The sequence below is a fragment of the Lactobacillus sp. W8093 genome (assembly GCF_016100925.1).
GTDB lineage: Bacteria > Bacillota > Bacilli > Lactobacillales > Lactobacillaceae > Lactobacillus > Lactobacillus helsingborgensis.
Genome location: NZ_JACFRL010000002.1, coordinates 138,296 through 164,761, shown reverse-complemented (window position 1 = coordinate 164,761; position 26,466 = coordinate 138,296). Strand labels below are relative to the sequence as shown.

General features: G+C 38.8%; 22 protein-coding genes. 6 read left to right on the top strand and 16 right to left on the bottom strand.

The features are described 5' to 3' along the window. Window positions 1–45: 45 nt before the first annotated feature. From H3T47_RS02040 to H3T47_RS01965, 16 genes are all read right to left on the bottom strand, one after another. Window positions 46–204, bottom strand: coding sequence for a CsbD family protein (locus H3T47_RS02040; protein ID WP_109585634.1), 159 nt, complete (start codon window positions 202–204; stop codon window positions 46–48). A gap of 169 nt (window positions 205–373) precedes the next feature. Continuing rightward, on the bottom strand, window positions 374–1,753 hold the full coding sequence (gene dnaB / locus H3T47_RS02035) for a replicative DNA helicase (protein ID WP_038520455.1): 1,380 nt from the start codon (window positions 1,751–1,753) through the stop codon (window positions 374–376). Between the two features lie 37 nt (window positions 1,754–1,790). Then, the gene (gene rplI / locus H3T47_RS02030; RefSeq protein WP_199282375.1) at window positions 1,791–2,246 is read right to left on the bottom strand and encodes a 50S ribosomal protein L9; all 456 of its coding nucleotides are present in this window, start codon (window positions 2,244–2,246) and stop codon (window positions 1,791–1,793) included. 12 nt (window positions 2,247–2,258) lie between these two features. Next, window positions 2,259–4,280 carry a DHH family phosphoesterase gene (locus H3T47_RS02025; RefSeq protein WP_199282374.1) on the bottom strand — a complete coding sequence of 674 codons (2,022 nt, stop codon included), beginning with the start codon at window positions 4,278–4,280 and terminating at the stop codon, window positions 2,259–2,261. A 285-nt stretch (window positions 4,281–4,565) separates the two neighbouring features. Beyond that, window positions 4,566–4,805 (bottom strand): 30S ribosomal protein S18, encoded by a 240-nt coding sequence (gene rpsR / locus H3T47_RS02020; RefSeq protein WP_038520445.1) that lies wholly within the window; start codon window positions 4,803–4,805, stop codon window positions 4,566–4,568. Between the two features lie 22 nt (window positions 4,806–4,827). Then, complete coding sequence (gene ssb, locus H3T47_RS02015; protein ID WP_038520442.1) at window positions 4,828–5,337, bottom strand: single-stranded DNA-binding protein; 510 nt, start codon at window positions 5,335–5,337, stop codon at window positions 4,828–4,830. Between the two features lie 54 nt (window positions 5,338–5,391). Next, the gene (rpsF, locus tag H3T47_RS02010) at window positions 5,392–5,685 is read right to left on the bottom strand and encodes a 30S ribosomal protein S6 (protein WP_034978626.1); all 294 of its coding nucleotides are present in this window, start codon (window positions 5,683–5,685) and stop codon (window positions 5,392–5,394) included. Between the two features lie 205 nt (window positions 5,686–5,890). Next, window positions 5,891–8,374 carry a DNA gyrase subunit A gene (gene gyrA / locus H3T47_RS02005; protein WP_199282373.1) on the bottom strand — a complete coding sequence of 828 codons (2,484 nt, stop codon included), beginning with the start codon at window positions 8,372–8,374 and terminating at the stop codon, window positions 5,891–5,893. A gap of 9 nt (window positions 8,375–8,383) precedes the next feature. Beyond that, a complete protein-coding gene (gene gyrB / locus H3T47_RS02000; RefSeq protein ID WP_199282372.1) occupies window positions 8,384–10,348 on the bottom strand; it encodes a DNA topoisomerase (ATP-hydrolyzing) subunit B in 1,965 nt (654 codons plus the stop codon). Beyond that, window positions 10,338–11,477, bottom strand: coding sequence for a DNA replication/repair protein RecF (gene recF / locus H3T47_RS01995; RefSeq protein WP_199282371.1), 1,140 nt, complete (start codon window positions 11,475–11,477; stop codon window positions 10,338–10,340). Before recF ends, gyrB begins: the two co-directional genes overlap by 11 nt. Window positions 11,478–11,483: 6 nt before the next feature. Next, window positions 11,484–11,693 (bottom strand): S4 domain-containing protein YaaA, encoded by a 210-nt coding sequence (gene yaaA / locus H3T47_RS01990; protein WP_199282370.1) that lies wholly within the window; start codon window positions 11,691–11,693, stop codon window positions 11,484–11,486. A 224-nt stretch (window positions 11,694–11,917) separates the two neighbouring features. Beyond that, window positions 11,918–13,048, bottom strand: a complete 1,131-nt coding sequence (gene dnaN / locus H3T47_RS01985; RefSeq protein WP_199282369.1) for a DNA polymerase III subunit beta — start codon at window positions 13,046–13,048, stop codon at window positions 11,918–11,920. A 172-nt stretch (window positions 13,049–13,220) separates the two neighbouring features. Beyond that, window positions 13,221–14,588, bottom strand: a complete 1,368-nt coding sequence (dnaA, locus tag H3T47_RS01980; protein ID WP_038520426.1) for a chromosomal replication initiator protein DnaA — start codon at window positions 14,586–14,588, stop codon at window positions 13,221–13,223. Window positions 14,589–15,251: 663 nt separating this feature from the next. Next, window positions 15,252–15,908, bottom strand: a complete 657-nt coding sequence (locus H3T47_RS01975; protein WP_199282368.1) for an ABC transporter ATP-binding protein — start codon at window positions 15,906–15,908, stop codon at window positions 15,252–15,254. 2 nt (window positions 15,909–15,910) lie between these two features. Beyond that, complete coding sequence (locus H3T47_RS01970) at window positions 15,911–18,100, bottom strand: hypothetical protein (protein ID WP_199282367.1); 2,190 nt, start codon at window positions 18,098–18,100, stop codon at window positions 15,911–15,913. A gap of 120 nt (window positions 18,101–18,220) precedes the next feature. Then, window positions 18,221–19,069 (bottom strand): helix-turn-helix domain-containing protein, encoded by an 849-nt coding sequence (locus tag H3T47_RS01965; RefSeq protein WP_199282366.1) that lies wholly within the window; start codon window positions 19,067–19,069, stop codon window positions 18,221–18,223. A 466-nt stretch (window positions 19,070–19,535) separates the two neighbouring features. On the opposite strand from H3T47_RS01965, the gene rpmH reads away from it, so the two are divergent. The 6 genes from rpmH (at window position 19,536) to spxB (ending at window position 26,455) form a co-directional block, all read left to right on the top strand. Next, complete coding sequence (gene rpmH / locus H3T47_RS01960) at window positions 19,536–19,676, top strand: 50S ribosomal protein L34 (protein WP_003549412.1); 141 nt, start codon at window positions 19,536–19,538, stop codon at window positions 19,674–19,676. A 52-nt stretch (window positions 19,677–19,728) separates the two neighbouring features. Then, a complete protein-coding gene (gene rnpA, locus H3T47_RS01955; RefSeq protein ID WP_038524829.1) occupies window positions 19,729–20,097 on the top strand; it encodes a ribonuclease P protein component in 369 nt (122 codons plus the stop codon). Window position 20,098: 1 nt separating this feature from the next. Continuing rightward, the gene (locus H3T47_RS01950) at window positions 20,099–20,962 is read left to right on the top strand and encodes a membrane protein insertase YidC (protein WP_046327842.1); all 864 of its coding nucleotides are present in this window, start codon (window positions 20,099–20,101) and stop codon (window positions 20,960–20,962) included. A gap of 106 nt (window positions 20,963–21,068) precedes the next feature. Further along, window positions 21,069–22,454, top strand: coding sequence for a tRNA uridine-5-carboxymethylaminomethyl(34) synthesis GTPase MnmE (gene mnmE / locus H3T47_RS01945; protein WP_199282365.1), 1,386 nt, complete (start codon window positions 21,069–21,071; stop codon window positions 22,452–22,454). Between the two features lie 12 nt (window positions 22,455–22,466). Beyond that, window positions 22,467–24,365, top strand: coding sequence for a tRNA uridine-5-carboxymethylaminomethyl(34) synthesis enzyme MnmG (gene mnmG, locus H3T47_RS01940; protein ID WP_038524822.1), 1,899 nt, complete (start codon window positions 22,467–22,469; stop codon window positions 24,363–24,365). A gap of 275 nt (window positions 24,366–24,640) precedes the next feature. Then, window positions 24,641–26,455, top strand: a complete 1,815-nt coding sequence (gene spxB / locus H3T47_RS01935; protein WP_199282364.1) for a pyruvate oxidase — start codon at window positions 24,641–24,643, stop codon at window positions 26,453–26,455. The last annotated feature ends 11 nt before the right edge of the window (window positions 26,456–26,466 follow it).

Sequence of the window (26,466 nt, the reverse complement as noted above, 5' to 3'; positions counted from 1 at the left end):
AACTAAAATGTTTTTCCAGCCTCTTTTATTTAACTAATTAACTAGTTATTTCTTCATTTTATCCTTAACGTCATCAACTTTATCTTTGACGTTTTCAGTAGCTTCTTGTGCCTTGTCTTTAACATCTCCAGCAGCTTGTTGAACCTTGCCTTTGACTTCTTTAGCTTTGCCAGCTACCTTGTCTTTAAATCCTTTATCGGCCATCTTAATCGGTCCTTTCCCAAAAAATTAGCGAAAATTTTCTATTCACACCTTAATAGTACAATGTTGTAAAAATATTGTCATCAAAAACGCTTTATTTTTTGTTAAAAAATGCAATTAAAATAAAAAGCTGTGGCATTTTAGTCTAAATTACCACAACTTTTATTACTTATTATTCATTAGGCTGATCATGACTATAATCGAGGTTTGAAAAGCGATTATACGGTTTGGAAAACATTAACTTGACTGTTCCCCTACTACCTGAACGGTTCTTTTCGATAATAACTTCCACTTCACCGTTATCATCTTCTGCCGCCACTTCTTTATCCTTATTACCATCTTCCTCATCACGATAATAATCATCACGATAAAGAAACGAAACAATATCCGCATCCTGCTCAATTGAACCGGACTCACGAATATCAGATAAAACTGGTCTCTTATCTTGTCTTTGTTCAACTGACCGCGATAACTGTGACAAGGCAATCACAGGCACGTGCAGCTCCTTGGCCAATTTCTTTAGTTGCCGTGAAATAGCTGAAACCTCCTGCTGACGTGATTCACTGTGAGGACCTTCAATTAACTGCAAGTAATCAATGACTATTAATCCCAAATTGCCTTTTTCTTTGGCGAGCCTGCGTGCCTGCGCTCTAATTTCACTCATTTTAATACCGGGAGTGTCGTCAATGTAAATGCTGGCTGTTGCTAAAGAACCCGAAGCTGCAACCAATTTAGGCCATTCATCTTCATCCAGTTGACCAGTTCGCAAATGTTGCGAATTAATCAAGCCTTCTGATGCCAGCATTCTTTGAACCAGCTGTTCGCCACTCATTTCCAAAGAAAACATTGCCACTGTTTTATCTGTGTGCAAGCCTACATATTGCGCCACGTTAAGCGCAAAAGAAGTCTTACCTACTCCGGGACGGGCAGCCACAATTACCAGTTCATCATCGTGAAAACCAGTAGTCATTTTATCAAGCTCAACAAATCCAGTGGGCAGTCCCGTAACCATGTTGCCATCTTCTGGAATATCATTGATTTCATCAATAGCTGAATTAACAATATCCTTGATATTGCGAAAACCATTGGCATTATTTTCTGATGAAACATTCATGATCTCGCTTTCGGCGTTATCTAAAATGTCAGTAACATCATCAGAATCCTGCATTGCATTCGTTATAATTTTTTGGCTGGCAGAAATAAGCCGCCGCAGCAGCGCCTTCCGATGAACGATTTTAGCATAATAAGTGACATGGGCAGCTGTTGGTGTTGCCATAGCTAATTCAGAAACGTAAGCAATACCGCCAATATCGTCTAGTTGATTTTTCTTAGTTAATTCATCTTGCAGAGTTAACGGGTCGATTGCATCCTCACGATCAGATAGATCAAGCATAGCCTGAAAAACCAGCTGATTGGCCTTTTTATAAAAATCGTCGGGTTGAACCTCTGCACTCGCATCAGCAATTGCATCAGGATCAATAAAAATTGCACCTAAAACTGCCTTTTCCGCCTCATCATCGTGCGGTATTTGCTGTGAGACAATATTATCCATTAATCACGCCCACTTTTTATCAGAATCTATTTCAGGGCTAATCCTGTTCAGTAATATGAACGCGAATTTTGCCTTCTACGCCCTTGAATAACTTAACCGGTACATTAGTGTAGCCCAATGATTTAATCGGTTCAGGCAGGTTCAATTTGCGCTTGTCAATTTTAATACCAAATTGCTGCTCCAAGCCTTCCACAATCTTTTTTCCTGAGATCGAACCGAATAACTTTGAGTCAGAACCGGCCTTAGATTTGAAATTAACAATTGTTTCATCCTTATCAAGTTCAGACTTGATTTTTTCAGCTTCGGCCTTTTCACTTTCGTATGCTGCTTTTTCATTAGCAGCTACTCTTTCCAAAGTGTGCATGTTAGCTTTGGTAGCTGCTTTAGCTAATCCTCTTTTAAATAAAAAGTTTTGGGCATAACCATCAGGAACATTTTTAACTTCTCCACGTTTACCGCGACCTTTAACATCTTTAGTAAAAATAACTTTCATTGTGCTCTCCTTTTATTCATTTTCTTGTTCATAAGTATTCACTGCATCAAGTAATTTGGCAAGTGCATCCTTAACAGTAATCCCTTTAATTTGGGTGGCAGCATTAGACAGATGACCGCCGCCGCCGAGTTTTTCCATTATCACTTGGACATTAATATCACCCATTGAACGGGCTGATATACCAATTGTATCTTTGTCACGCCGAGTAATAGCAAAACTAGCTTCAACGTTTTCCAAATCCAGAGCAGTATCCGCAGCCTGAGCAGTAACAATTGGATCTATTTCCTTGTCATCAGGTCCGCATAAAACAGCCATCTTAGGCTTGATCATCTGTAAGCTGCTGACAAGACGAGTGCGTTCCAGAAAACTATCAATATCTTCTTTTAGCAACTCGCTAACACCCATCGTACTTGCACCAATTGAACGTAAATAGCTGGCCGCATCGAACGTTCTAGTACCCGTACGCAATGAAAATTCTTTGGAATCAACCGTAATTCCTGCCAGCATTGCCGTAGCGTCAAGATCTGTTAAAACGCGCTTACCAGAACTAGGCTGCTGGTATTCCACCATTTCAGTTACCAGCTCACAAGCTGACGATGCATAAGGCTCAACGTATGTCAGCATTGGATTTTCCGGAAATTCCTCGCCGCGTCGGTGATGATCAATCACAATAATTCTGTCTCTAAGCCGTTCGTATAATTCTTTTGAATATGTGATAGAGTATTTCGAATGGTCAACCATGACCAGCATTGACTTGGCAGTCAACTCATTTAGTGCATCATCTGGGGAAATGAAAATATCATTATCTCCCTTTACTTTTGCCATTTTCGCAACTAAACGACTGACATCATAGTTGGTTTTATTGACATCTAGGACAAAATTAGCTTTTACATGGTGCAAACGGGCGATTTTGACAACACCTATCCCACTACCAACCGAATCCATATCTGGGCTGGCATGACCAACTACAAAAACGCGATCCGCTTCTTTAAAAAGCTCGCTAATTGCTTGTGAAACCATTCTGGCTCTGACCCTGGTTCTCTTTTCCATCGGATTAGATTTACCACCAAAGAAACGGGCAGCCTTTCCTGGCTGGCTAAGAACAACCTGATCGCCGCCCCGACCCAGTGCCAAGTCAAGGTTAGATTGCGCCTGATCAGCTAATTCGGTAATCAAACTACTACCAAAGGCAATTCCAATAGACAACGTCAAAGGGGTATTATTACGACTTGTTTCCAAGCGTATTTTATCCAAAACAGAAAATTTATCTTTTTCCATCTGAGTCAAATCTTGCATATGAAGCAAAAGCAAAAAATGATCTTCGTCGATACGCTTAAGATAGGCGTTGAATTTTTTCGCATAATCACTCAGAGTATTTTGCACATAAGCACTGGTAGCGGTCAGCTCTTGATCATGCATTGTTTCACTTAACTCATCATAATTATCAATAAATATTTGTCCGATGGCTAATAATTCATTCTGATAGCGTTCTTCAATTTTGGCATAACGCGTAATGTCAAGCAAATAGACAACGCCGAGATTGTCCTGAATAACCATTTCAAATTGATGACCATCCCAATTTACTATATGATTTTCGGCAGTTTTTGCCTTTAATGATTCATCAATTAATTTATCTAGTTCTGGGTCAACCGCGGCTATTGTATGACCAATTAATTCTTCATTTTTTAAATAGAGTTGTAAGTAAGGATTCGCCCACTGAATTTGGCGATCCTTATCATATAGCAAAATGCCCAGAGGCATTTTAATCATTGCTTCTTGCTCGCTGCGCTTAATCCGATAAGATAAACTGACAGCAAAGTTATTCGCATTGCCAGCTAAGATATATGCGCCATAAACAACACACGCCACAGTCAAAATAAAGATCAAGACCATAGCCAAGCCAAATAATGGGCTCATAATCATGGCAACGATGCTGCCTAAAAGCGACAAGGCTAAGATGATAATAACAGAAGCTGTTAGTCTGGAATCTTTAATAAAAGCAGGAAATTCAAGCTTACGTAAAAAATCTTTCATGTAAGGTCCTTCCTAAATTAATGTATAATACATCATTATTATTATACATTGGATTGACTGGATAAGAAACTCCCCAATATTAAGGTTAAAAATATCACTATGTCAGTTTCAGTTACTCTAATTTCACGTCCTGCACTATTGTTAAATTACTGCGATCCTGTTTTAGGTAAAATAAAATCTCGAAATTAAGTAAGCTTAATCTCGAGATTTATCTCATTAACAGTCTATATTTTGATATTAAGTATTCAGTAGCACTACTTAATTCCTGTTAGTTAGTTGCTTTTATTAGTCTTCAGTAACAAATGGCAACAAGCCCATAATGCGAGCTCTTTCAATTGCCTTAGCTACTTTACGTTGGTTCTTAGCGCTGGTGCCAGTGACACGACGTGGTAAGATTTTACCTCTTTCGGAGATAAAACGTTTCAACAAATCAACGTCCTTGTAGTCAACGTAATCAATATGGTTGGCAGCAATGTAGTCAACCTTACGACGACGATGGGCGCCGCCTCTTCTTTGTTGAGCCATATCCTAGGTCCTTTCTATCAATTTAGAATGGTAAATCATCATCAGAAATATCAATGGTATCGCCTGAACCGGCAAATGGATCCTGAGTATTATCTAGGCCATTGTTCTGGTTTGGCGTACCCATATTAGGGTTGTTATTGGTATTTTGATTACCATAATTACCATTATTATTTGGTGTGTAACCACCATTTTGACCACGGGCTTCACGATCTTTACGTGATTCAAGCAATGAGAAATTATCAACGATAACTTCCGTTACATATACTCTTTGCCCGTCTTTATTATCGTAGTTTCTGGTTTGAATTCGGCCATCAATACCAACAAGTGAACCTTTAGACGTAAAATTACAGAAATTTTCTGCTGCTTTGCGCCAAATGACACAACTGATAAAATCTGCACCTCTCTCACCTTGAGCGTTAGTATATTGACGATCGACGGCAAGAGTAAACGTAGCAACCGAGATTCCACTCCCAGTAGTACGTAATTCAGGATCACGTGTTAAACGGCCAACAAGTACAACTCGATTAATCATACTTTAGGTCCTTCCTTTCCTAAATCACGAAAACGATAACGTTTTTGTTCTTAATTATCCAACTTTAACAGTCATTGAACGTAAAACGGCAGTATCAATCTTGGATAAACGGTCAAATTCGTTAACTGCGTCAGCGTTATCAGCAGTGAAAGTCATAACGTGATATAATCCCTCACGATATTTATTAATTTCATATGCGAAATGACGCTTTTCCCAGTCTTTTGACTCAACCATCGTACCACCATTATCGGTAATAACTTTATCGTAGTTTTCAACCAACGCCTTTTTTGATTCTTCATCAATGTCAGGCTTGATAATATAAGTTATTTCGTACTTAGTAGTTGTCATACTAGTGCACCTCCTTCTGGACTAAATGGTTCTTGCTAAAAATCAAGAACAAGGAGTAATGAAGTTTATTACTCGCAATCTCTAATTCTAGCACATAAATAAAAAATTACCAAACTATCTTCACGTGATCCACTAAGAAATTTTCATCTCTTACTAATAAATACGTTAAATAATTTGCTAATTTTTTAAAATTTTATTTTAGTAGTTAATCCTGTTCGTCCTCAGTTTCTTCAGCAGCGACTTCTTGATCTTCTTCGGCAGGAACTACCGCAAGACTGGCAACTTTATTGTTGTCATTAACTTTGATCAAGCGAACACCCAAAGTGCTGCGCCCTGTTTGAGAAACATCCTTTGTCTTAAAGCGGATCATGATACCATCATCAGTAATCACCATGATATCCTGGCTGCCATCAATCACTGTCACACCAGAGAGTGGACCATTTTTCTCGGTAATATTTGCAGTCTTGATACCTTTTCCGCCGCGACCTTTAGTTGGGTATTCGGCAGCTGCTGTTCTCTTGCCGTAGCCTTTTTCTGAAATGACTAACACTTCATCGCTATTCTTAATAACGCCAGAGCCAACCACATAGTCATTTTCGCGTAAATTAATTCCGCGAACACCGGCTGCTGTCCGGCCCATTGCACGAACTGTCTGCTCATTAAAGCGCACGGCATAACCTAAGTGAGTACCGATTAAAATATCTTGTTTGCCATCAGTAGCCAAGACATTATTCAACTCATCGCCATCACGCAAGGTTAAAGCAATTAAACCGCTATTGCGGATATTGCCAAATTCACTGACATGTGTCCGTTTGACCGTCCCCATCTTTGTAATGAAGAATAAGTATTGGTCATCCGCATCTTCAGGAATATTAACAATCGTTTGGATCTTTTCGCCCTTTTCCAGTTGCAATAAGTTGACTATCGGGAGACCCTTGGCTGTACGGCCAAATTCCGGAATTTCATAGGCTTTCTTCGAATAAACTTTGCCCTTGTTGGTAAAAAACAGCAGCATATCATGGGTACTGGAGTATATGAGGTTGGCAATAAAGTCACCGTCTTTAACGCCCATGCCCTTAATACCTTTACCACCACGATTTTGGGTCTTAAATTCAGTAATTGGCATCCGCTTAATGTAGCCACTATGAGTTAAGGTCAGTAAAACATCTTGTTTTTCAATTAAATCTTCATCTTCAATTGAAACAACTTCACTGGCACCGATCTTAGTCCGCCGATCATCACCAAAGCGCTTTTGAATATCCAGCAATTCATTGTAGATTATTTCGTTAATGCGCTCCGGCTTTGCCAAAATATCCTTATAGTCGGCAATTTTAGCTTGTAATTCCTTATATTCAGCTTCAACCTTGTCACGCTCAAGACCAGTTAACCGTACCAAGCGCATGTCTAAAATGGCTTGTGACTGCTTGTCATCAAGACCAAAACGACTGATTAAGGCAGCTTTAGCAATATCACTTGATTGACTCTGCCGAATGATGTGGACGATTTCGTCAATATGATCAAGGGCAATTTGGAGACCTTCAAGAATGTGTGCTCTAGCTTCGGCTTTGGCTAATTCAAATTTAGTTCTACGGGTAACAACATCTTCTTGGTGCTCCAAATAATATTGCAGCATCTGCTTGAGGCTTAAAAAGTGCGGTGCGCCATCGACGATTGCTACCATATTCATACCAAAGTTAGCCTGCATTTGCGTCAGTTTAAACAAGTTATTTAAAACCACACTAGCGCTGGCATCACGGCGGATATCAATAGTAATTCTCATCCCCGTTTGATCTGATTCATCACGCACACCAGTAATACCATCAATTGTCTTCGCACGCGCTAAATCAGCAATTTTCTTAACCAGTTCAGCTTTATTAACCAAGTATGGTATTTCAGTGACGACTATTCTTTCACGGCCACTTTTTTCAGTTTCAATATTGGTATTAGCACGGACAACAATATTGCCGCGACCAGTTTCATAGGCGCGATATATGCCGCCGCGACCCATGATCGTTCCACCTGTAGGAAAATCAGGACCTGGGATTGCCTTCATCAGTTCTTTAGTAGTGACAGCAGGATTGTTCATTAGCATGTGCAGTCCCTTAATCACTTCTGAAAGGTTGTGTGGCGGAATATTGGTAGTCATACCAACCGCAATACCGCTAGTACCGTTAACTAAAAGATTTGGTATTCTAGCCGGCAATACTACCGGTTCATTTTCAGAATCATCATAATTACGTTGCCAATTGACAGTGTTTTTATTGATATCCCGCAGCATTTCAACGGCTATTTTGCTCATGCGCGCCTCAGTGTAACGCATTGCGGCGGGCTCATCACCATCAACCGAACCAAAATTGCCGTGTCCGTCAACGAGCATATAGCGGTAGCTGAAGTCTTGGGCCATATGAGCCATTGCCAAATAAATTGAGGAATCGCCGTGAGGGTGGAATTTACCCATAACCTCCCCTACAATTCTGGCAGACTTCTTGTATGGTTTATCTGGTGTAACACCTAGTTCACTCATACCATATAAAATCCGGCGTTGAACCGGCTTTAAGCCATCACGCACATCGGGTAAAGCCCGTGCGACGATAACGGACATGGCATAATCCAAGAATGAACTATTCATTACGCTGGTCAAATCAACGTTTCTTATTCTGTGATCTTGACCTTGATTGTCGTTATCCATTTAAACCTCCTATGCATCCAAGTTTTCAACGTATTTAGCGTTAGTTTCAATAAAATTGCGCCGTGGTCCTACTTCATTACCCATCAACAATTCGAAAACCTCATCGGCATTTTTAGCATATTCCGGGCTAACACGGTCAAGCCGTCTATTCTCAGGGTTCATAGTCGTATCCCATAATTGTTCAGGATCCATTTCACCTAATCCCTTATAACGTTGTACCAACGGTTTGGGACTCGGCTGCAAACTGCCCAGGTAATCATGCAATTCTTCGTCGGTATCTAAATATCTGACCACTTTGCCTTGGCGCACTTGATATAGAGGCGGACGTGCAATATAAACGTAGCCCTTTTCAATCATCGGCCGCATATAGTTGTAAAAGAGGGTCAAGAGCAGTGTCCGAATATGAGCCCCATCGACATCGGCATCTGTCATAATGATTAATTTGTGATAACGTGCCTTAGACACATCAAAATCTGCGCCAAAACCGGTTCCTAAAGCTGTAAACAGTGACCTAATTTCTTGGTTAGCCAAAATTCTATCCATTGACGCTTTTTCAACGTTCAAAATCTTACCACGGATTGGCAAAATCGCCTGTGTTAATCTTGACCGACCTTGTTTAGCAGAGCCTCCAGCCGAATTACCCTCGACTATAAATAATTCAGAAATGCTGGGGTCATTACTAGTGTTGTCAGCTAACTTACCAGGTAAATTAGCGATCTCCAATCCGGATTTCTTACGTGTCATTTCACGCGCACGTTTAGCAGCTGTTCTAGCACGTTCAGCCAGTTGTGCTTTTTCAACAATCTTCCGGCCAACTTGCGGATTTTCCATTAAGAAACGGTTGAAGGTTTCAGAAAAAGCGTGATCAACGGCTGTTCGAGCGTCCGAATTTCCTAATTTGGTCTTAGTTTGACCTTCAAATTGCGGATTAGGGTGCTTAACCGAAACAACAGCAGTCATTCCTTCACGAATATCTTCCCCTGAAAGATTATCATCACTATCTTTTAATAACTTGGTCTTATGGGCATAATCATTAACTACCCGCGTTAAGGCTGTCTTGAATCCTGCTTCGTGCATTCCGCCTTCATAAGTATGGATATTATTGGCAAAGGTCATTAACGTTGTTTTATAGCCTTTTGTATACTGCAAAGAAACTTCAACGTTGATATCGTTATCGTTACCTTCTACATAAATCGGCTCATTGAATAATACTTCTGTATCACGATTTAAGAATGAAACGTATTCCTGGATTCCGCCTTCATAGTGATAAACATCGGTTTCCGCGCTTTCTTTACGCTTATCTGTAAACGTTAATTTCAGGCCCTTATTTAAAAAGGCTAACTCACGGATACGGTTTTTGAGGATCTTATCATCAAATGAAGTGGTTTCAGTAAAAATGTCTGGATCTGGGAAAAAATGGACGATAGTACCATGCTCAGATAATGGAACTGTCCCAATCATTTTCATTTCGTCAACTACACGGCCACGGCTAAAATCAATAAAATATTTTTTACCGTCACGCATAGTCGTAACGTCTAGTTTGGTTGAAAGAGCATTAACGACTGACGCACCTACTCCGTGTAAACCACCAGAAACCTTATAGCCGCCACCGCCAAATTTACCACCGGCATGTAAAACAGTAAAAACAGTTTCAAGAGCTGGTCGGCCAGTTTTCTTTTGAATATCTACCGGAATACCACGACCATCATCTTGAACAGTAACACTGCCGTCTTCATTGATAGTGACTTCAATTTTAGTAGCAAAACCGGCTAGACTTTCATCAATACCATTATCAATTATTTCCCAAACCAAATGGTGCAAGCCCTGAGAACTGGTAGAACCAATATACATTCCTGGACGCTTACGAACTGCTTCAAGTCCGCCTAAGACTTGAATCTGACTGGCATTATATTTATCGGCTTCTTTTTCATATTGCTTAATTTGATTGAGATTTTCTTTTTCATTATCTGCCATGCAATTTCCCCTCTTCTAAATAAATTTGTCCAGATTTAATTTGGTATATTTTCGGTTTTTTAATTATTTCCCAGGAAATACCCGCAAGATCTGTTGTCGTAATAAATGTTTGTGTTTTGCCGTGAATGTAATTAAGTAAGGCACTTTGTCGTTTATGATCAAGTTCGCTCATAACATCGTCAAGCAGCAATAATGGATATTCAGCAGTTATCTGGTGCACAAGCTGTATTTCGGCCAGTTTAAGACTGAGCGCTATGGTTCTTTGCTGCCCTTGAGAACCATACAAATGCGCATCTTTACCATTAAGTGTAAACTCAATATCATCTCTGTGAGGACCACTCAAAGTAGTACCTTTGAGAATTTCAACCTTCTGATTTTTTTGGAAGTTAGTCAGTAACTTATGATAAACTTCTTCAACACTATCTTTTTCTGTTATTTCCTTAACTGACGGTTGGTAAGTTACCTGCAAATTTTCTGCACCGGTACTAATGTGATTATAGGCATCTTGAGCGTACTCATCTAAGCTTTTTAGGAATTGAAAACGGCGAACAACTACTTCTGCTGCAACTCCGGCCAATTGATCAGATAAAACTTCCAAGAACATGGTATCGTGTGCATCACCCTTTGCTAATTGCTTTAAGTAATTATTTTTTTGCTGCAAGACTTGCTTGTACTTGCCAGCAAAATAGAGGTATTCTGCACTAATTTGCCCAAATTCCTGATCCATAAAACGTCTTCTCAGACTAGGTGCGCCTTTAATCAAATCTAAATCTTCTGGAGAAAATAAAATAGCGTTCAATTGTCCCACATATTTGGACAACTTCGCTTGTTCAATCCGATTAACCCAAACTTTTTTACCCTTTTTAGTAATTAGAACCCGCAGAGATAAGTCAATTTGGCTTTTATATACATGACCAGATACATTGGCATAATCTTGACCAAAAGCAATTAATTCTTTGTCATTACTAGTTCTGTGAGAACGTGTTAAAGCCAAAAAGTAAATTGCTTCGAGTAAGTTAGTTTTGCCCTGCGCGTTTTGACCTATGAAAATATTGACGTTGGGATCAAAATCAACCTCAAACTGCTGCAGATTACGGTAATTTTGTGCAATAAAATGCTTGAGATACATTTAATGCTACCGCAATTCATAAGTTTCTTGGTTTACTTCAAGCTTGTCACCAGAGTGCAATTTCTTGCCGCGTCTTTGTTCTTTGACCCCATTCAGTAAAACTGGATTATCTTGCAGGTACCACTTAGCCTGACCACCAGAAGAAATGATACTTTCTTCTTTTAAAAATTGCCCTAGAGTGATGTACTCACTCGTTAACTTAAACTCTTTGATCATAACCACCTTCACCACTTTAAATACCTATAATAAGTATATTCGTTTCACAAGTAAAAAACAACTAAAAGCCCGTATAAAGCCATATAAACGGCTTTTTTTTAAATAAACAATTCATAGTAAATGACATTAAAAATAAACTGACAAGCATTTTCGGTCGATTATAAAAAGTTGGCTCTAAAAAAAGCCATCAAATGATGACTTTTTATTTATGCTCAATTTAATGATTAAAATGTTCTAACTGGGGTAATCAGTTGGACAAAATCAATAGCGCTTTTATCTGGGTTGACCGTAAATGGTCGCAGCGGTTGCGTGAATGACATCACAACCGAATCAGTTACTGAAGCTTTCAAGGCATCACGCAAATAATCTGGATTAAATGAAATTTTCAGATTTTTACCTGTCAGCTTTTTAAAGCTGACATCTTCTTCAACATTACCAATTTCAGCGGACTCACCAGACAATTTGGCAATTTGCTTGTCGACATCAAGAGTTAAATCAACTACGTTATTGCGTCCAGCATGTGTCAGTAAACTTGCCCGATCTAGTGCGCTGGAAAGTTCCATTAAATCAAATTCCACAATTGTTGTGCTATCTGTTGGGATTAGGCGCTCAGTATCAGGGTAGCTGCCTTCAAGTAAACGTGAATAAAACAGAATATTGCCGATTTCAAAAAGAACCTGATTTTCTCCCGGACATACTCTAATTTCAGGATTAGTTTCACCAATAATCCGAGCAAGCTCAAGCAAGCTTTTTCCAGGAATGATCAGATCAGTCTTGGATTGCGGACCATTTTCTAAAGCTAAGGCCCGGCTGGACAACCTATGGGAATCGGTGGCTACAGCATGAATCTTATCTGGGCTAAAAGTAAAATGCACTCCCGTTAATACTAAGCGGCTTTCTTGAGTTGCAACAGCAAATTGAGTTTCATTGATAATTTCGCGGAAAGTTTTCCCCGAAATAACAAAAGAGGACTCGTCAGGAATTTCCGGTAATCTTGGGTAGTTATTGGCATCTAAACCATTAATTGTAAACTCACTATTTTCAGAGATAATTTGAGTTTGAAAGCTTTCTTTAACTTCTAAAGAAAATTCTTTTCCAGGTAATCGTCTAATAATTTCACTAAAAAAGCGTGCTGGCAACACAATTGAGCCGGTAGAGCCCACAGTTAGATCTTCACTAACCGGAATTTTAATTTCTATTGAAATATCAGTATCACTACCAGTTAAGAGTAATTCATCTTCAGATAAGTTAAGCTTAATTCCACTGAGAATAGGGATAGTTGCTCTGGAAGAAATGGCATGCATTACATTGTTTAAATTGTCTAGAAAAAGATTTCTGTTTACGGTAAATTTCATTTGGAGCCTCCTGTTATTTTGTCTATTTCTTTTATATTAATTATATATTTAATTAGTAGTATTAGTAGGTCTTGTGACTTCTGTTGAAAAGTTATCACAGCCTTAAAATAACGTAATTATTGCGGTTAAGAAAATGTGTACAACTCTGCTATTTTTCCACAGTGAATAACTTTTAGCGGTCAAGCATCTGCTTTAAATCAAAGACAGCGGTCTTAATATCGGAATTAGTTTTTATTTCCCGGCTGATTTTTTCATAAGCATGCATAACGGTTGTGTGATCCTTACCACCAAATTCCTGGCCAATTTTAGGAAGACTGGAATCCGTTAGTTCACGGGACAAATACATTGCTATTTGTCGTGGTACCACAATTTGGCGTACACGCTTTTTACCTTTTAATTCATGCGTTGAAGTTTGAAAATAATTTGCAACTACTTCTTGAATTTTAGAGATTTGCAAGCCCTGATTTTTCTGGACTAATTTGAGATCAGCCAGCGCCTCACGCGCTAGATTGACATTAATGTCTTCATGTTCAATTGTGGCGTGTGCTTGGACTTTTACTAAAGCACCTTCAAGTTCACGGATGTTGGTATCAACTTGAGAAGCGATATAGTCTAAAGTATTGTCATCAATAGTTAAGTTTTCGGCTTCAGCTTTTTTGCGTAAAATTGCAATTCGGGTTTCTAAGTCGGGTGGGGTGATTTCAACCTGTAGGCCCCAGGTAAACCTTGATACCAAACGTTCGGACAGATCTGGTATCTCGGTTGGAAGCCGGTCGCTTGTCATGACTATCTGCTTTTGGTCATTGTAAAGCGTTTCGAATGTATGGAAAAATTCTTCCTGAATACCTTCTTTTTTTGCAAAAAATTGAATATCGTCAACTAATAATAAATCGCATGTGCGGTATTTAGCGCGGAACTGATCCTGAGTTTTGTTCTTAATTGAGTTAATGAAGTCATTAACGAAAGTTTCACTTTGGATGTAAACGACTTTTGCATTGGGGCGCTCAGCCAGCATTTGATGGCCAATAGCCTGCATCAGGTGCGTTTTTCCTAAACCGACACCACCAAAAATAAAAAGGGGATTATAAAAGCTACCGGGACTATCAGCTACTGCCAAGGCAGCACCTGCTGCTAATTTGTTTCCTTCACCTTGAACAAAGTTGTCAAAAGTATATTTTTCATTGAGTTTCAGGCTGCGCACAAATGCATTATCTGTTTGTGGGCGGGTATTCTCAGAAACTACTTGAGTTTGCACTTTTGGAGTTACTAGTCTTTCTGTACTTTTATCACCTTCAATTTGAAAAACTGGCATAACTTCAATATTGGCATACCCGTAAGCAGATTGAATTAATTGCGACGCCAAATTTTTTTCCCAATATCCCTTGGTTACAGGATTTTGGACTGCAATTTTCAATTCATGAGTTTCCTTATTATAGGAAAGAGGCCTGGTGTTTTTAAACCAGGCGTTATAAGCTACCTCATTAAAATGTTCGTGCATTTCGCTAATAAAATGATGCCAAAATTTATTAATATCAAACAAAATATTTCCCTCCGCTTACGTTGAGCAACACATATTTTACCATCTAATAAAAATGTTTTCCACAAGTGAACAACATTAATTCAGAATTAACAAGTTGTGGATAGATTAATAGGGAAAATGCACAAAAAAATGCTGAATTTTGCTAATTAATTATTTATGTACAATAAATTTGTGGAAATTTTATACTGCTATGACAGTAAAAGAGCATTCTTGGGTGACAATATATCCACATACTGTGCATAAAATTTTAAACAGCTTGTAGATTGTGGATAAAAGTGTGGAAAATCATGTTAATTGCAAAATGTGGATAATTTTTAGAGCGAAAATGTAAACAGACTTAGTGCAAAATAGTTAGCCAATGAAGAACAAAATATTTTGTCATGACATAAAAAGATTAATCTTCAGTTCGAAGGGGGAAAGTAAAGGTAATAATCATTAATTTAAAAGCTTATTGCTGCTTTTGATAATTAATAGCTTATAAGTTATTTTTCGTATAACTTTAGTATTACAGTCTGCAATTTTAAAAGCTACAGAAATTGTTAAATAAGATATAAGTTATATTCCTTGTTATAGCAGAAGCGCAAAAAGACATATTTGAAAAATAGCAAATATGTCTTTTTGGTTAGTTAATTTCTTACGGCATTCTGCATTAACCTTCGTTAATTATTGCCCCTTTGTGAGTACAATTTGGTAGTCTGCTGCCTGGGCCAGTTTCATATCATGAGTGACCATGATGATAGTTTTATGGTGCTCGTGCTGCAATTTTTGGATCAATTTCAGCACATGAAGAGCAAGTTGTGGGTCAAGCGAGCCAGTCGGCTCATCGGCAAGGATTAGCTCACCGGGCTTTAAAAATGCACGTGCTAACGCAACGCGTTGCTTTTCACCAACTGACATTGTTGCAACCGTATCATCCAGCCGGTTTTGCAATCCGACTTCTGCCAAAATGTCTGCAATTTGTTTGTCAGTTTTATTTTTGGGAACGCGGCTAAAGTTTAGAGCCAACTTGAGATTCTGCCGCACGGTCATGTTGGAAACGAGCGCAAACGTCTGAAAGAGGTAATTGATATCATTGCGTCTCGCCAAAGTTGCTTTTCTGCTGTTAACCCCCGGTGCAGCCTTGTTATTTAAAAGGTAGGATCCGCTATCGAACTGCTCCAGTAGCCCGATGATGTTCAAAATGGTTGATTTGCCAGAGCCTGACGGACCAATCAGGGCAGCAAAATCGCCATGATTAACGGTCATTGAAAAATGGTTGAGAATGGTCCGTTTGCCGTATTTTTTCGTAACTTGTTCGAGTTTAACAATTGCTTGGGCCATGGTTATTCCTCCTTTAAGCTGTATAACAGCTGCTTGGTGCTGCTTTGCCGCAAGTAAAGCAAACAAAATAATATTTGTATGATGAATTTAATAATAATAACCAATGTTCCGGCTTTTGAACGGATAAAAATGGTTGTCAGCAATTCAACTACAAAAGTGATGCTCAAAAAAGCTAGCGGCTTGGTGTAAATACTATAAATGCTGTAACCTAAGAATTTTTTGATATTGAAAAGTTCCTGTTGAGATACTTGGTAGATTTTAATAATAGCGTAAATCATGACCAATGAGAGAGCCAAAAGGATGATCCCCACGATACCAAAGAGATAGAGCGTGTAACTAAGGTCTTTTTGGATACCTTTAATATAGTTGCCGATAGTGGTAAAGGCAGGCTTATAGGGGCTAATTCGGGGGCTGGAAAAAATCTTTTTCTTGGTTGTATTGGACATTTTACTAGTAGAAAATTTTGCAAGACCGCCAAATCCCTGCGCACTTAAGTTGTCACTTTCAAAATAAGACATGTTAGCTGGCGTTGCGACCAAAATAATTGCCTGTTTCATCCGTAAGGGCTCTGCAGTCTTAGTTGCCCAAGTGAAGAAATCTGTTTGTGGTCGATAGGAACCAAAGATAAATTGCCGCTGCTGGTTAAAAACGGTAGGAGTATCTTGCGGACTAATCGACTGTGTGTCGTCTTTTTGCAGCCATTTTTTAAATTTAGTAGTTGTTGAGAGTGAAAGCGAGGATGGAAGTAGGTAGAGACGTTTACCTTGTTCAGCAGCTTCCAGCTTTTTCGTGGAGACTGTTATCCCTAATTCTTTCAAGTAGTTAGGGGAGACCGTCAGTTTTAAGAAGGGTCTTTTGCTGGGCATATTAGTCCCAGCGGCTACCAAATCTTCAATCATCTTGGTGGTATAAATAGTTGTACCAACAAGATATACGCCATTTTCTTGATAAATATCCTTGTACCATTTATAGAAATCTCTACTTCTTTTTTTGAAAGCCTCTTGCTTGCTTTGATTTTGTTTGCTAAATTGGGAACTTTTTAGAATGGTTAGATGTGAAACATCTTGCCAACTTTTGGACATTTGATAAGTGTTATTAAGTGTTTGTAGCGGCCCATCGAGGGCGTAAGAACCAAAAATAATGCTGGCACTTAGTAGTATATAGCCTAAAATTGATAATGAGAGTAACGCTTTGCGCGGAAACTTATGCTTTAAGATGTCAAGAAAGGACATATTCATTACTAGAGAGCTGGCGAGCAGGGCTAACAGTATGACAAGTGCAGTACTTATGAGATTGACTGTAAAAAATAGCGACCATAAGGACAGGTACTTGCCGGAAATGATAGTGCCAAGCGGTACAGTAACAATGCTCATCGCGAATGCGGTAATGACATAAGGCAGGTAAAGTCGCAATAAAAAGTTGACTTTTGACCAGCCCAACAAAACCAGATCGCCTAAAAGTGCTAGTGACTGCAGAAGATTGAGCAAGAAAAGAACCAAAAGCCCCAGAATGTTCAAGGCTAACCCAGTCAACAAGATAGTTGGCATCATACTCTGTTCTACTCCCAAGCCGCTTAATTTCATCTGCAACTGTTTTCTAGATTTCTGGGTGCACTTTGCCAGTCCCGTTAAAAAACTAACCTGCTGTTTGCCGCTAAGCCCAATCACTTGGTAGGTGCCATTGATGCTGTGGTTCTGTTTGACCAGATCTTCAAGCTTGAAGACTGTCAGATGCTGCCCACCAGCGAAATTTGGTGTTTTGGCAATGCTTTTGTAATCTAGTGCATTGCCAATAGTTTGTGTATCTGGAGATTGCAGCAGCTTTTTCAAAGTTTCGGGTCTAATAATGGTATGACCAGCAAAGGTTAATGGTAAGGGATGCTTATCAACATCTCCCATAATACCAAGCTGGGTTTCTTGAATGCTGCCATTTTGACCTACACTTTGATCTGCGCGAACGATTACTAACTTATTCTTGATCGCTTGTTCGGCGAGAAAGTTCAAGACTTTGTTTTGCTGTGTGTCTGCAACATTTTTAAGGTAAAAAGTTGTTTTGGGCACATTGGGATAGTCGCTAATAGCGTAGTTATAGTTTCGTCCGATAAAAAAAGCCGCCAGCAAAGCAAACAAAACACTTTGGCAGGCAACCAAAAAAAGAGTAAGTAATTTAATCTTTTTATTTTGAAAATTCACGGCAGTTTATCCCTCTCCTTATTTTATCTATACAAGTTTAGTATATTTGTAAAATATTAAAATAATATAAAAAAGTCATATTTGATATTTTTGCTCAAATATGACTTTTCAACTAATTGATTACTTGTTTTCTGAAAAAAATTTAGTTAGCTCTTTGCTATACGCAGGCATACCTATAAATGAAAGAAAATCAATTGCCTTCAAACAGTTATCAATATAAGATGGTTCTTTAGTGAAATGGTAGTTGAGCAAATTAATTGGTACTAGTAAAACATCTTTATAAAAGCATAATTCTGGTATAGTGGAAATATTATTTGCAACTTTTACAAAAGGCTTTGTCTCGTCGTAGCGTTTGTTTTCGATACATAAAAATAACAAATTGCCGATAATTCCTAAAATTCTTTTTTGTATTTCAACATCAGTGCTGTTTTGAAACTGACTAACAATTTTTCTAGCGATCAGTAAGTTATCATCAATATTATAAAGTTGCATAAAAGCACAATATATGGCTAAGGATTGCTTGTCAAAACCTCTGAGGCTGAAAATTTCTCTTTTGATAATTGCTTTCGTTTCATCATCTAATTTTTCAATATTGCTTTTTGCAAGAGCGGACAAGCTTTTAGCCAAGGTAAATAAGTTATTTTGATGAGGCAATTTTTCGAGTTCAATTACACGTTTTAGTTGTTCAAATTTACTGTTTGAATTTTGATAATAAGCATTGACTAGCAAATTTATCAGTTCTCGTTCGCGTTCATACTGCAACTTTCTTTTGGGTCTTAGTTCGCTAAAAAAATTCGCAGCCGAAATTCCGTTGTGATCAAGCAGGTCAATTAAGTTATCAGCTGAGATGTGATTGAGTCCTTTTTCTACCTTAGAATAAAAGGAGGGACTGACGGTATTGCCGACCCATTCCTTTTGGGTCTTGTTAGCGCGCAAACGATATTGTTTTAATAGTTCACTGGTTGTCATTGTTAGTTCCTCGCTCGTAAGATAATTTAATAATTAAGTTTAATTCTAATAATTATATCAGAATATTATTATAGGAGCTATTTAGTTATCAATATGATAGGGAACTCAATGAATTGAAAAAATGAACTGGTAGATTTGCCTGCTTGGCACCGATTTGCCTTTTCTTAATCACTAGCCATTAATTGAAATTACACATAATGATTTATCCTAGAAAATATTTTTACTATTAATGACGTATAATGACGTAAAATTAAAAACTGCCACACGCTTTAAAGAGTGAAATCAAGACTATAAAAGTGATTGAACATCCTGCTGACATGGCTTAGAATATTTTTGTGTTAAGGCTAATATATTTAGGTAATAAATTCGCAATTTTTTGTCTTTTTACTTGGTTTTTTACTTTAATCATGGTATTCTAGATATTAAATTGTGCAGTCTGCATACAAAAAATTGGAGGTGTAGTTTAATGACAACTAAAAGAACTTACCAACCTAAAAAGCGTCACCGTTCAAGAGTTCATGGCTTTATGAAACGGATGAGTACATCTAATGGCCGTAAGGTTTTGGCTAGACGCCGTGCAAAGGGTAGAAAAGTCTTATCTGCTTAAACCACTGAAATCCCAGTGGTTTTTTTAATTTATAAGAGTGGAATGAAACGTTTTGAGAAAGTCTTATCGCGTTAAAACAGAAAATGATTTTCAAACAGTTTTTAAGTCGGGCAATTCAGTAGCCAATCGGGCCTTCGTTATTTATCAATTAGATAAACCGGAAAATGAACATTTTCGTGTTGGTATTTCCGTTGGTAAAAAAGTCGGTCACACTGCTGTAGTCCGCAATCGCCTCAAACGTTATATTCGTGCTGTTCTTACGGAAAACAGGTCTTTAATCAATCCCCAGATTGATTTTTTAGTAATCGCTAGACCTTATGCGCGTAACTTTAAATGGGTGGACGTTCGTAAGAACCTATTGCATGCACTCTTTTTAGCCAATATAATTAAAGAGATACCGAATAAAGTTGAGGAAGATTAGAGTGAAAGACATTTTAACCAAAAAGAATGTCAAGCGTCTACTTGTGCTGCTGACAGTAGTTGCTTTAGCAGTTGTTTTAACAGGTTGTGCGTCATCTAACAATACAGAACCCGTTTCACATACAAGCGGCAGCTGGTGGAATCGCTGGGTCATTTATTATATGTCCACGTTTTTACTTTGGCTGTCTAAATTAATTGGTAATAACTACGGTTGGGCAATTATCATCTTTACTGTTATTGTGCGGCTTATTTTGTATCCTCTTAGTGCCATCCAAATTAAAAGCACTACTAAGATGCAAAAAATTCAGCCGGAGATGGACGCTCTCCGTAAAAAGTATCCTGGTAGCGACACAGAATCGCGTACTTTGCTTTCACAGGAGACTAACAAATTATACAAAGAGGCTGGAATTAATCCTTATGCTGGCTGCTTGCCTTTAATTATCCAAATGCCGGTTATGCTTGCTTTATACGGAGCAATTGCTCAAACACCGCAGCTTATGACCGGACATTTCATGTGGATGGATTTGGGTGTACCCGATCCCTACTATATTATGCCGATTTTATCTATGGTTTTAACCTTCTTATCGACATATATCAGTCAGTTGTCAACACCAAAGGAATCACAAACTCTGTCATCTAAAATAATGACTTATGGTATGTCAATCATGGTTGGTGTAATGGGTATTTATTTCCAATCAGCCATTGTAATTTACTGGGTAGTTTCAAACTTATTCCAAGTAATCCAGACCTTCATCTTGCAGAACCCGATTAAATACCGCCGTGAGCAGGAGGAAAAGGCACGCCAAGAGCGTGAACGCAAGCGTCAGTTGAGAAAGACTTATAAACGGCTGAAACGCAAAAAATAATTTTTAATCTAAAGTATTGATTTAGATAAAGTAGTCAAAGTGCTTTATCCATCATGATTATTCATGGTGGAATAATGCGCTTTTTTTATTGAAAAAGGAGAAAATCATGGCCCAAACTTTAACGGAGTTTGATACGATTGCAGCAATTTCAACACCAATTGGTGAAGGTGGCATTTCTATTGTCAGAATGTCTGGTGAAGATGCAGTTAAAATTGCCAATCAGGTTTTCAAAGGTGCTAATTTAACTAAGGTACCAACACATACTATTCATTATGGGCACATAGTTGATCCAATAAGCGGGCAAGTCATTGATGAAGTTATGGTTTCTGTGATGCTTGCTCCTAAAACATTTACCCGTGAGGACATTGTTGAGATCAATTGTCATGGCGGTATTGTTGTTACCAACCATATTTTGCAATTATTATTAAAAAATGGTGCGCGGATGGCTGATCCCGGCGAATTTACTAAAAGGGCATTTGTTAATGGCCGGATTGATTTGACACAGGCTGAAAGCGTGATGGATATCGTGCGTGCCAAAACTGATAAGGCTAGACAAATAGCAGAAAAGCAGCTGGAAGGTGGCTTGCTTGAAAAAATAAGGGCAATGAGGCAGGAAATTTTGGATACGCTGGCTAATGTAGAAGTTAATATTGATTATCCAGAATATGATGCTGATACCGTAACGGCTAAACAAATGACGAGTGTTTCTCAATCAGTTATTAAGAAAATAGATCGCTTGCTCAAAACGGCAAGTGAAGGAACGGCGTTACGTAACGGCTTGGCCACCGCGATTATTGGTCGACCAAATGTCGGAAAATCATCTTTGCTTAATTATCTAACGCAAAGCGATACGGCTATCGTAACGGATGTTGCGGGCACAACGCGGGATACGCTGGAAGAATATGTTTCGGTTAAAGGCGTCCCCTTAAAATTAATTGACACTGCAGGTATTAGGCATACCGAAAACAAGGTAGAAAAAATCGGTGTCGAGCGCTCGAAGAAGGCTTTGGCAAAAGCCGACTTAGTTTTGCTTTTGTTTGATTCAAGTAAGGAACTATCAGCAGAAGATAATGCTTTAATTGCTGCAACAGCGGAGAAAAAGCGGATTGCCATTTTGAATAAGACGGATTTAGGGCAAAAAATCACTGCCGCTCAAATTAAACAGCTGACTAAGAGCCCCGTAATTGCTATTTCAATCTTGCAGAAACAAAATCTTGAGCAATTAGAAAAGACAATTAAAGAACTATTTTTCCAGGGGATTGAGAATTCTAATGATCAAGTAATGGTAACCAATCAAAGACAGGTTGGACTATTAGAAAAGGCTAAAAAGCAGCTCCAAGACGTTATTCAAGCACTAAAAGACGAGGTGCCGCTGGATATTGCGCAAATTGACTTCAATGGTGCTTGGGACACTTTAGGTCAGATAACAGGTGAAAGCAGTCCGGATGAGTTGGTTAATGAACTGTTCAGTCAATTTTGTTTAGGAAAATAGGTGTGAAAATTAATGATTAAAAGTTATGATTCAAATGATTATGATGTCATTGTAGTCGGTGCGGGACATGCTGGTAGTGAAGCGGCTCTAGCAAGTGCCAGAATGGGGCAAAAGACGCTGCTTTTAACTATTAGCCTGGATATGGTAGCTTTTATGCCCTGCAATCCTTCAGTAGGCGGACCTGCTAAAGGAACAGTGGTACGCGAAATTGATGCCCTGGGCGGTCAAATGGGTAAAAACATTGATGCTACCTATATTCAAATGCGCATGTTAAATACTGGTAAAGGCCCTGCCGTGCAAGCATTACGTGCACAGGCTGATAAATGGCAATACCACGAGCAGATGAAAAAAGTGATTGAGGACACGCCAAACTTAACTTTGCGGCAGGCGACAGTTGATGAACTGATTGTTAAAGATGGAGTTTGCTCAGGTGTAATTACTAATACAGGCGCTAAATATCATGCTAAAAGTGTTGTTTTAACTACCGGAACATCAGCTCGCGGACGCATTTTTATTGGCGAATTGAATTATTCATCTGGTCCCAATAATACTATTCCTGCAATTAAACTATCAGAAGATCTAGAAAAGCTGGGCTTTAAACTGCGCCGTTTTAAAACGGGAACGCCACCACGTGTTAATAGCAATACTATTGATTATTCTAAAACAGAGGAAGAACCCGGTGACAAAATTCCGCGACACTTTTCTTATGAAACTAAAGATGAAGATTATCTCAAGGATCAAGTTTCTTGCTGGATGACTTATACTAATAAAACTACACACAAGATAATCAATCAGAATTTGACCCGTTCTCCTATGTTTTCAGGAGAAATTAAGGGCGTGGGGCCGCGTTATTGCCCGTCAATTGAAACTAAGGTAGTACGCTTTGCGGATAAGCCGCGTCATCAGATTTTTTTGGAACCAGAAGGAAAAGACACTAAGGAAGTCTATGTCGGCGATTTTTCAACCTCCATGCCAGAAGAAATTCAGCTAGAAATGTTGCATTCAGTAGCTGGGCTTGAAGATGCAGAATTAATGCGGCCAGGCTACGCCATTGAATACGATGTGATTGATCCGTGGCAATTAAAACATACTTTAGAAACCAAAAATATTAAAAACTTATTCACAGCGGGGCAAATGAATGGTACTTCAGGCTATGAAGAAGCTGCTGGGCAGGGACTGATCGCTGGTATTAACGCTGCTTTACGCTCAGCTGGTCAGCCAGGATTTACCTTAGGCCGTGACGAAGCATATATTGGTGTTTTAATTGATGATTTGGTCACCAAGGGAACAGAAGAACCATACCGCTTATTAACTTCAAGAGCCGAATATCGTTTGATTTTACGTAATGACAATGCTGATTTACGTTTAACTGATTACGGCTTTCAGCTTGGCTTAATCTCTGAAGAGCGTTATTCCAAATTTTTAGCAAAAAAAGAACAAATTGCACAAGCTGCTAATGCTGTTAAAAATATTACGGTTCACCCCACTCCCGCAGTACAAGATTATCTTGCAAGTATTGGTGAAGAAAAATTAAAAGCGGGTGTCAAAGCCGACGTTTTTCTTAGAAGACCGCGAGTTAAAGTTGCTGACATTGAACGTTTGACGGGAATGAGTATTTCAAATGAGCGCTACGTGAGAGAACAAATTGAGATTAACGTCAAGTATGCGGGCTATATTAAGAAAGAACAGCAGCAAATTAACAAATTGCATCGCCAAGAAGCAAAGAAAATACCAGTTGATATTGATTACGATGCAATTGATGGGCTGGCAACAGAAGCGCGGGAAAAGTTTGCCAAAATCAGACCGGAAACAATTGCCCAGGCTGAACGTATTTCTGGAGTTAATCCAGCAGATATGGCAATTCTAAGCGTTTACGTGCAAAATGGGCGCTATACCAAAATTAACAAATAAATTTAGTAAAAATTTAAAAATTATAAAAAATATTTTTGCTGACTAATCTAGCCCAAAAAATGCACAAATTTTATGGTAATGATCAAACAATCACAAGTATTGATTATTGCTATTATCAAAAAGTTATAAATTAATTGTACAACATTGTGAAGATAATATTTTTACAAAGCGCTTACACCTTGCAATAATCGTAAATTTTGCTCACTTGAAATTGTGAAATTATATGTTTTAATACAATATGTAAGTAAACATGTATTTAAGGAGATGCACTTAAAATGGCAAAAATTAATGGCGCAAATGCCATGCTCCAAGTTTTATTGGACTGGCATATTGATCATATTTATGGTTTTCCGGGTGGCTCATTTGACTCAACAATGAACGCTATCCATGACTTTAAGGGTAAGTTGAAGTACATTGAAGTTCGTCACGAAGAAGCTGGCGCTTTGGCAGCTTCAGCTGAATATAAACTCACTGGCAAACTTGGTGTATGTTTTGGTTCAGCTGGTCCTGGTGCTGTTCACTTGATGAATGGTTTGTATGACGCAAAATACGACAAGGTTCCTATGGTAGCTATCGTAGCTAACGTTCCAACTAGCCGTCAGGATATGGATTTCTTCCAAGCTTTTGACGAAAAGCCTTGGTTTGATCCGGTTGCTGTTTGGAACCACCAAGTTAAGCGTGCAGAACAAATTCCTTCAATGATGGATGAAGCAATTCGTCAAGCTTATGCAAAGAAGGGTCCAGCCGTATTAATTCTTCCTAAGGACTTCGGTTGGGACAAGATTAGTGACAGCTACCGTGTAAATTACAATGCAATGCAAGCTGTTCCAAACTATGCAGCTCCTAAAAAAGAAGAAGTTGAAGCAGCTGTTAAGCTTCTTGAAGAAGCAAAGAACCCAGTTGTTTACTTCGGTCTAGGTATGAAGGGTCATGGCGATGTCTTAGAAAAATTTGCTGAAAAATTCAAGACCCCATTGATGTCTTCAGTTATGGCTAAAGGTGTTGTTGAAGATAGATGCCCAGCTTATATGGGTTCAATTGGTCGTGTTGCACCTAAGCCAAGTGATGACATTCAAACCCATGCTGATGCAGTTATCTGGGTTGGTAATGACTCACCATTCTCATTGTTCTTCTTTGACCCTAAGGCTAAGGTAGTACAAATTGATGTTGACTCAGAAAAATTGGGTAAGCGTCACGCAGTTGATGTTCCAATTTTGGCTGACGGTGCTAAGACTTTGCAAGCTATGATTGATGCAGGTCAACCTCGTGAAGAGTCACCACTCTACAAAGCTGCTATTGCAGACCGTGAGAACTGGGAAGAATGGGAGCACAGCTTTGACGATTCAGACGAAATGCCAATTCGTCGTGAACCAATTTTTGACATTATTAACAAATACGCTGATGACGATGCACAATTTGCTATTGATGTTGGTAACATCAACATTGACTTCCAACGTTTAGTAAACTTGCATGATGAACAAACTTGGGCAACTTCAGGCTTATACGCAACTATGGGCTTCGGTTCTCCAGCTGCACTTGCAGCAGCAACTGTTCACCCAGAACGCGAAGTTTGGAACTTGAGCGGTGACGGTGGTTTCGCTATGATGAGTCAAGAGTTGTTGACTGAAGCTCGTTACAACATGCATATCTTGAATGTTGTCTTCACAAATGATACTTTAGGTTTCATTGAAGCTGAGCAAGTTGACGAATCACACCAACCATTATCAGGTGTTATTATGCCTAATAACGAATGGGCTCAAGTTGCTGAAGGTATGAACGTGAAGGGTGTAACTGTACGTACTAAGAAGGAATTCGAAGACGCAGTTAAGGAATTCAAGCAAATGGATGGACCAATGTTAATCGACATCAAGTTCACTCATGATATGCCTTACTCAACTGAATTGAACACTCTTGATGACCCAGAATTCGTTAAGAAGTATCAAGCTGAAGGATTGAAACCATTTAGCTACTTTGCTGAAAAGTATGGCTTGGTTGAAGATACTGCTTCAGGCGCTTCAGAAGCTGAAGAAGAACCAGAGCCAGAACCAGAAGAAGAACCTGATACAACTTCAGGTGCTTCAGCTCACTAATAAGCTAAATT

Coding starts and splice junctions, on each gene's coding strand:
- recF (WP_199282371.1), bottom strand. CDS start 11,477: ATGTATCTCAAGCATTTTATTGCACAAAATTACCGTAATCTGCAGCAG.
- mnmE (WP_199282365.1), top strand. CDS start 21,069: ATGGCCCAAACTTTAACGGAGTTTGATACGATTGCAGCAATTTCAACA.
- H3T47_RS01975 (WP_199282368.1), bottom strand. CDS start 15,908: ATGGCCCAAGCAATTGTTAAACTCGAACAAGTTACGAAAAAATACGGC.
- rpsR (WP_038520445.1), bottom strand. CDS start 4,805: ATGGCTCAACAAAGAAGAGGCGGCGCCCATCGTCGTCGTAAGGTTGAC.
- gyrA (WP_199282373.1), bottom strand. CDS start 8,374: ATGGATAACGACAATCAAGGTCAAGATCACAGAATAAGAAACGTTGAT.
- H3T47_RS01965 (WP_199282366.1), bottom strand. CDS start 19,069: ATGACAACCAGTGAACTATTAAAACAATATCGTTTGCGCGCTAACAAG.
- H3T47_RS02025 (WP_199282374.1), bottom strand. CDS start 4,280: ATGAAAGATTTTTTACGTAAGCTTGAATTTCCTGCTTTTATTAAAGAT.
- rplI (WP_199282375.1), bottom strand. CDS start 2,246: ATGAAAGTTATTTTTACTAAAGATGTTAAAGGTCGCGGTAAACGTGGA.
- dnaN (WP_199282369.1), bottom strand. CDS start 13,048: ATGAAATTTACCGTAAACAGAAATCTTTTTCTAGACAATTTAAACAAT.
- dnaB (WP_038520455.1), bottom strand. CDS start 1,753: ATGGATAATATTGTCTCACAGCAAATACCGCACGATGATGAGGCGGAA.
- ssb (WP_038520442.1), bottom strand. CDS start 5,337: ATGATTAATCGAGTTGTACTTGTTGGCCGTTTAACACGTGATCCTGAA.
- rpmH (WP_003549412.1), top strand. CDS start 19,536: ATGACAACTAAAAGAACTTACCAACCTAAAAAGCGTCACCGTTCAAGA.
- mnmG (WP_038524822.1), top strand. CDS start 22,467: ATGATTAAAAGTTATGATTCAAATGATTATGATGTCATTGTAGTCGGT.
- rpsF (WP_034978626.1), bottom strand. CDS start 5,685: ATGACAACTACTAAGTACGAAATAACTTATATTATCAAGCCTGACATT.
- H3T47_RS02040 (WP_109585634.1), bottom strand. CDS start 204: ATGGCCGATAAAGGATTTAAAGACAAGGTAGCTGGCAAAGCTAAAGAA.
- spxB (WP_199282364.1), top strand. CDS start 24,641: ATGGCAAAAATTAATGGCGCAAATGCCATGCTCCAAGTTTTATTGGAC.
- gyrB (WP_199282372.1), bottom strand. CDS start 10,348: ATGGCAGATAATGAAAAAGAAAATCTCAATCAAATTAAGCAATATGAA.
- yaaA (WP_199282370.1), bottom strand. CDS start 11,693: ATGATCAAAGAGTTTAAGTTAACGAGTGAGTACATCACTCTAGGGCAA.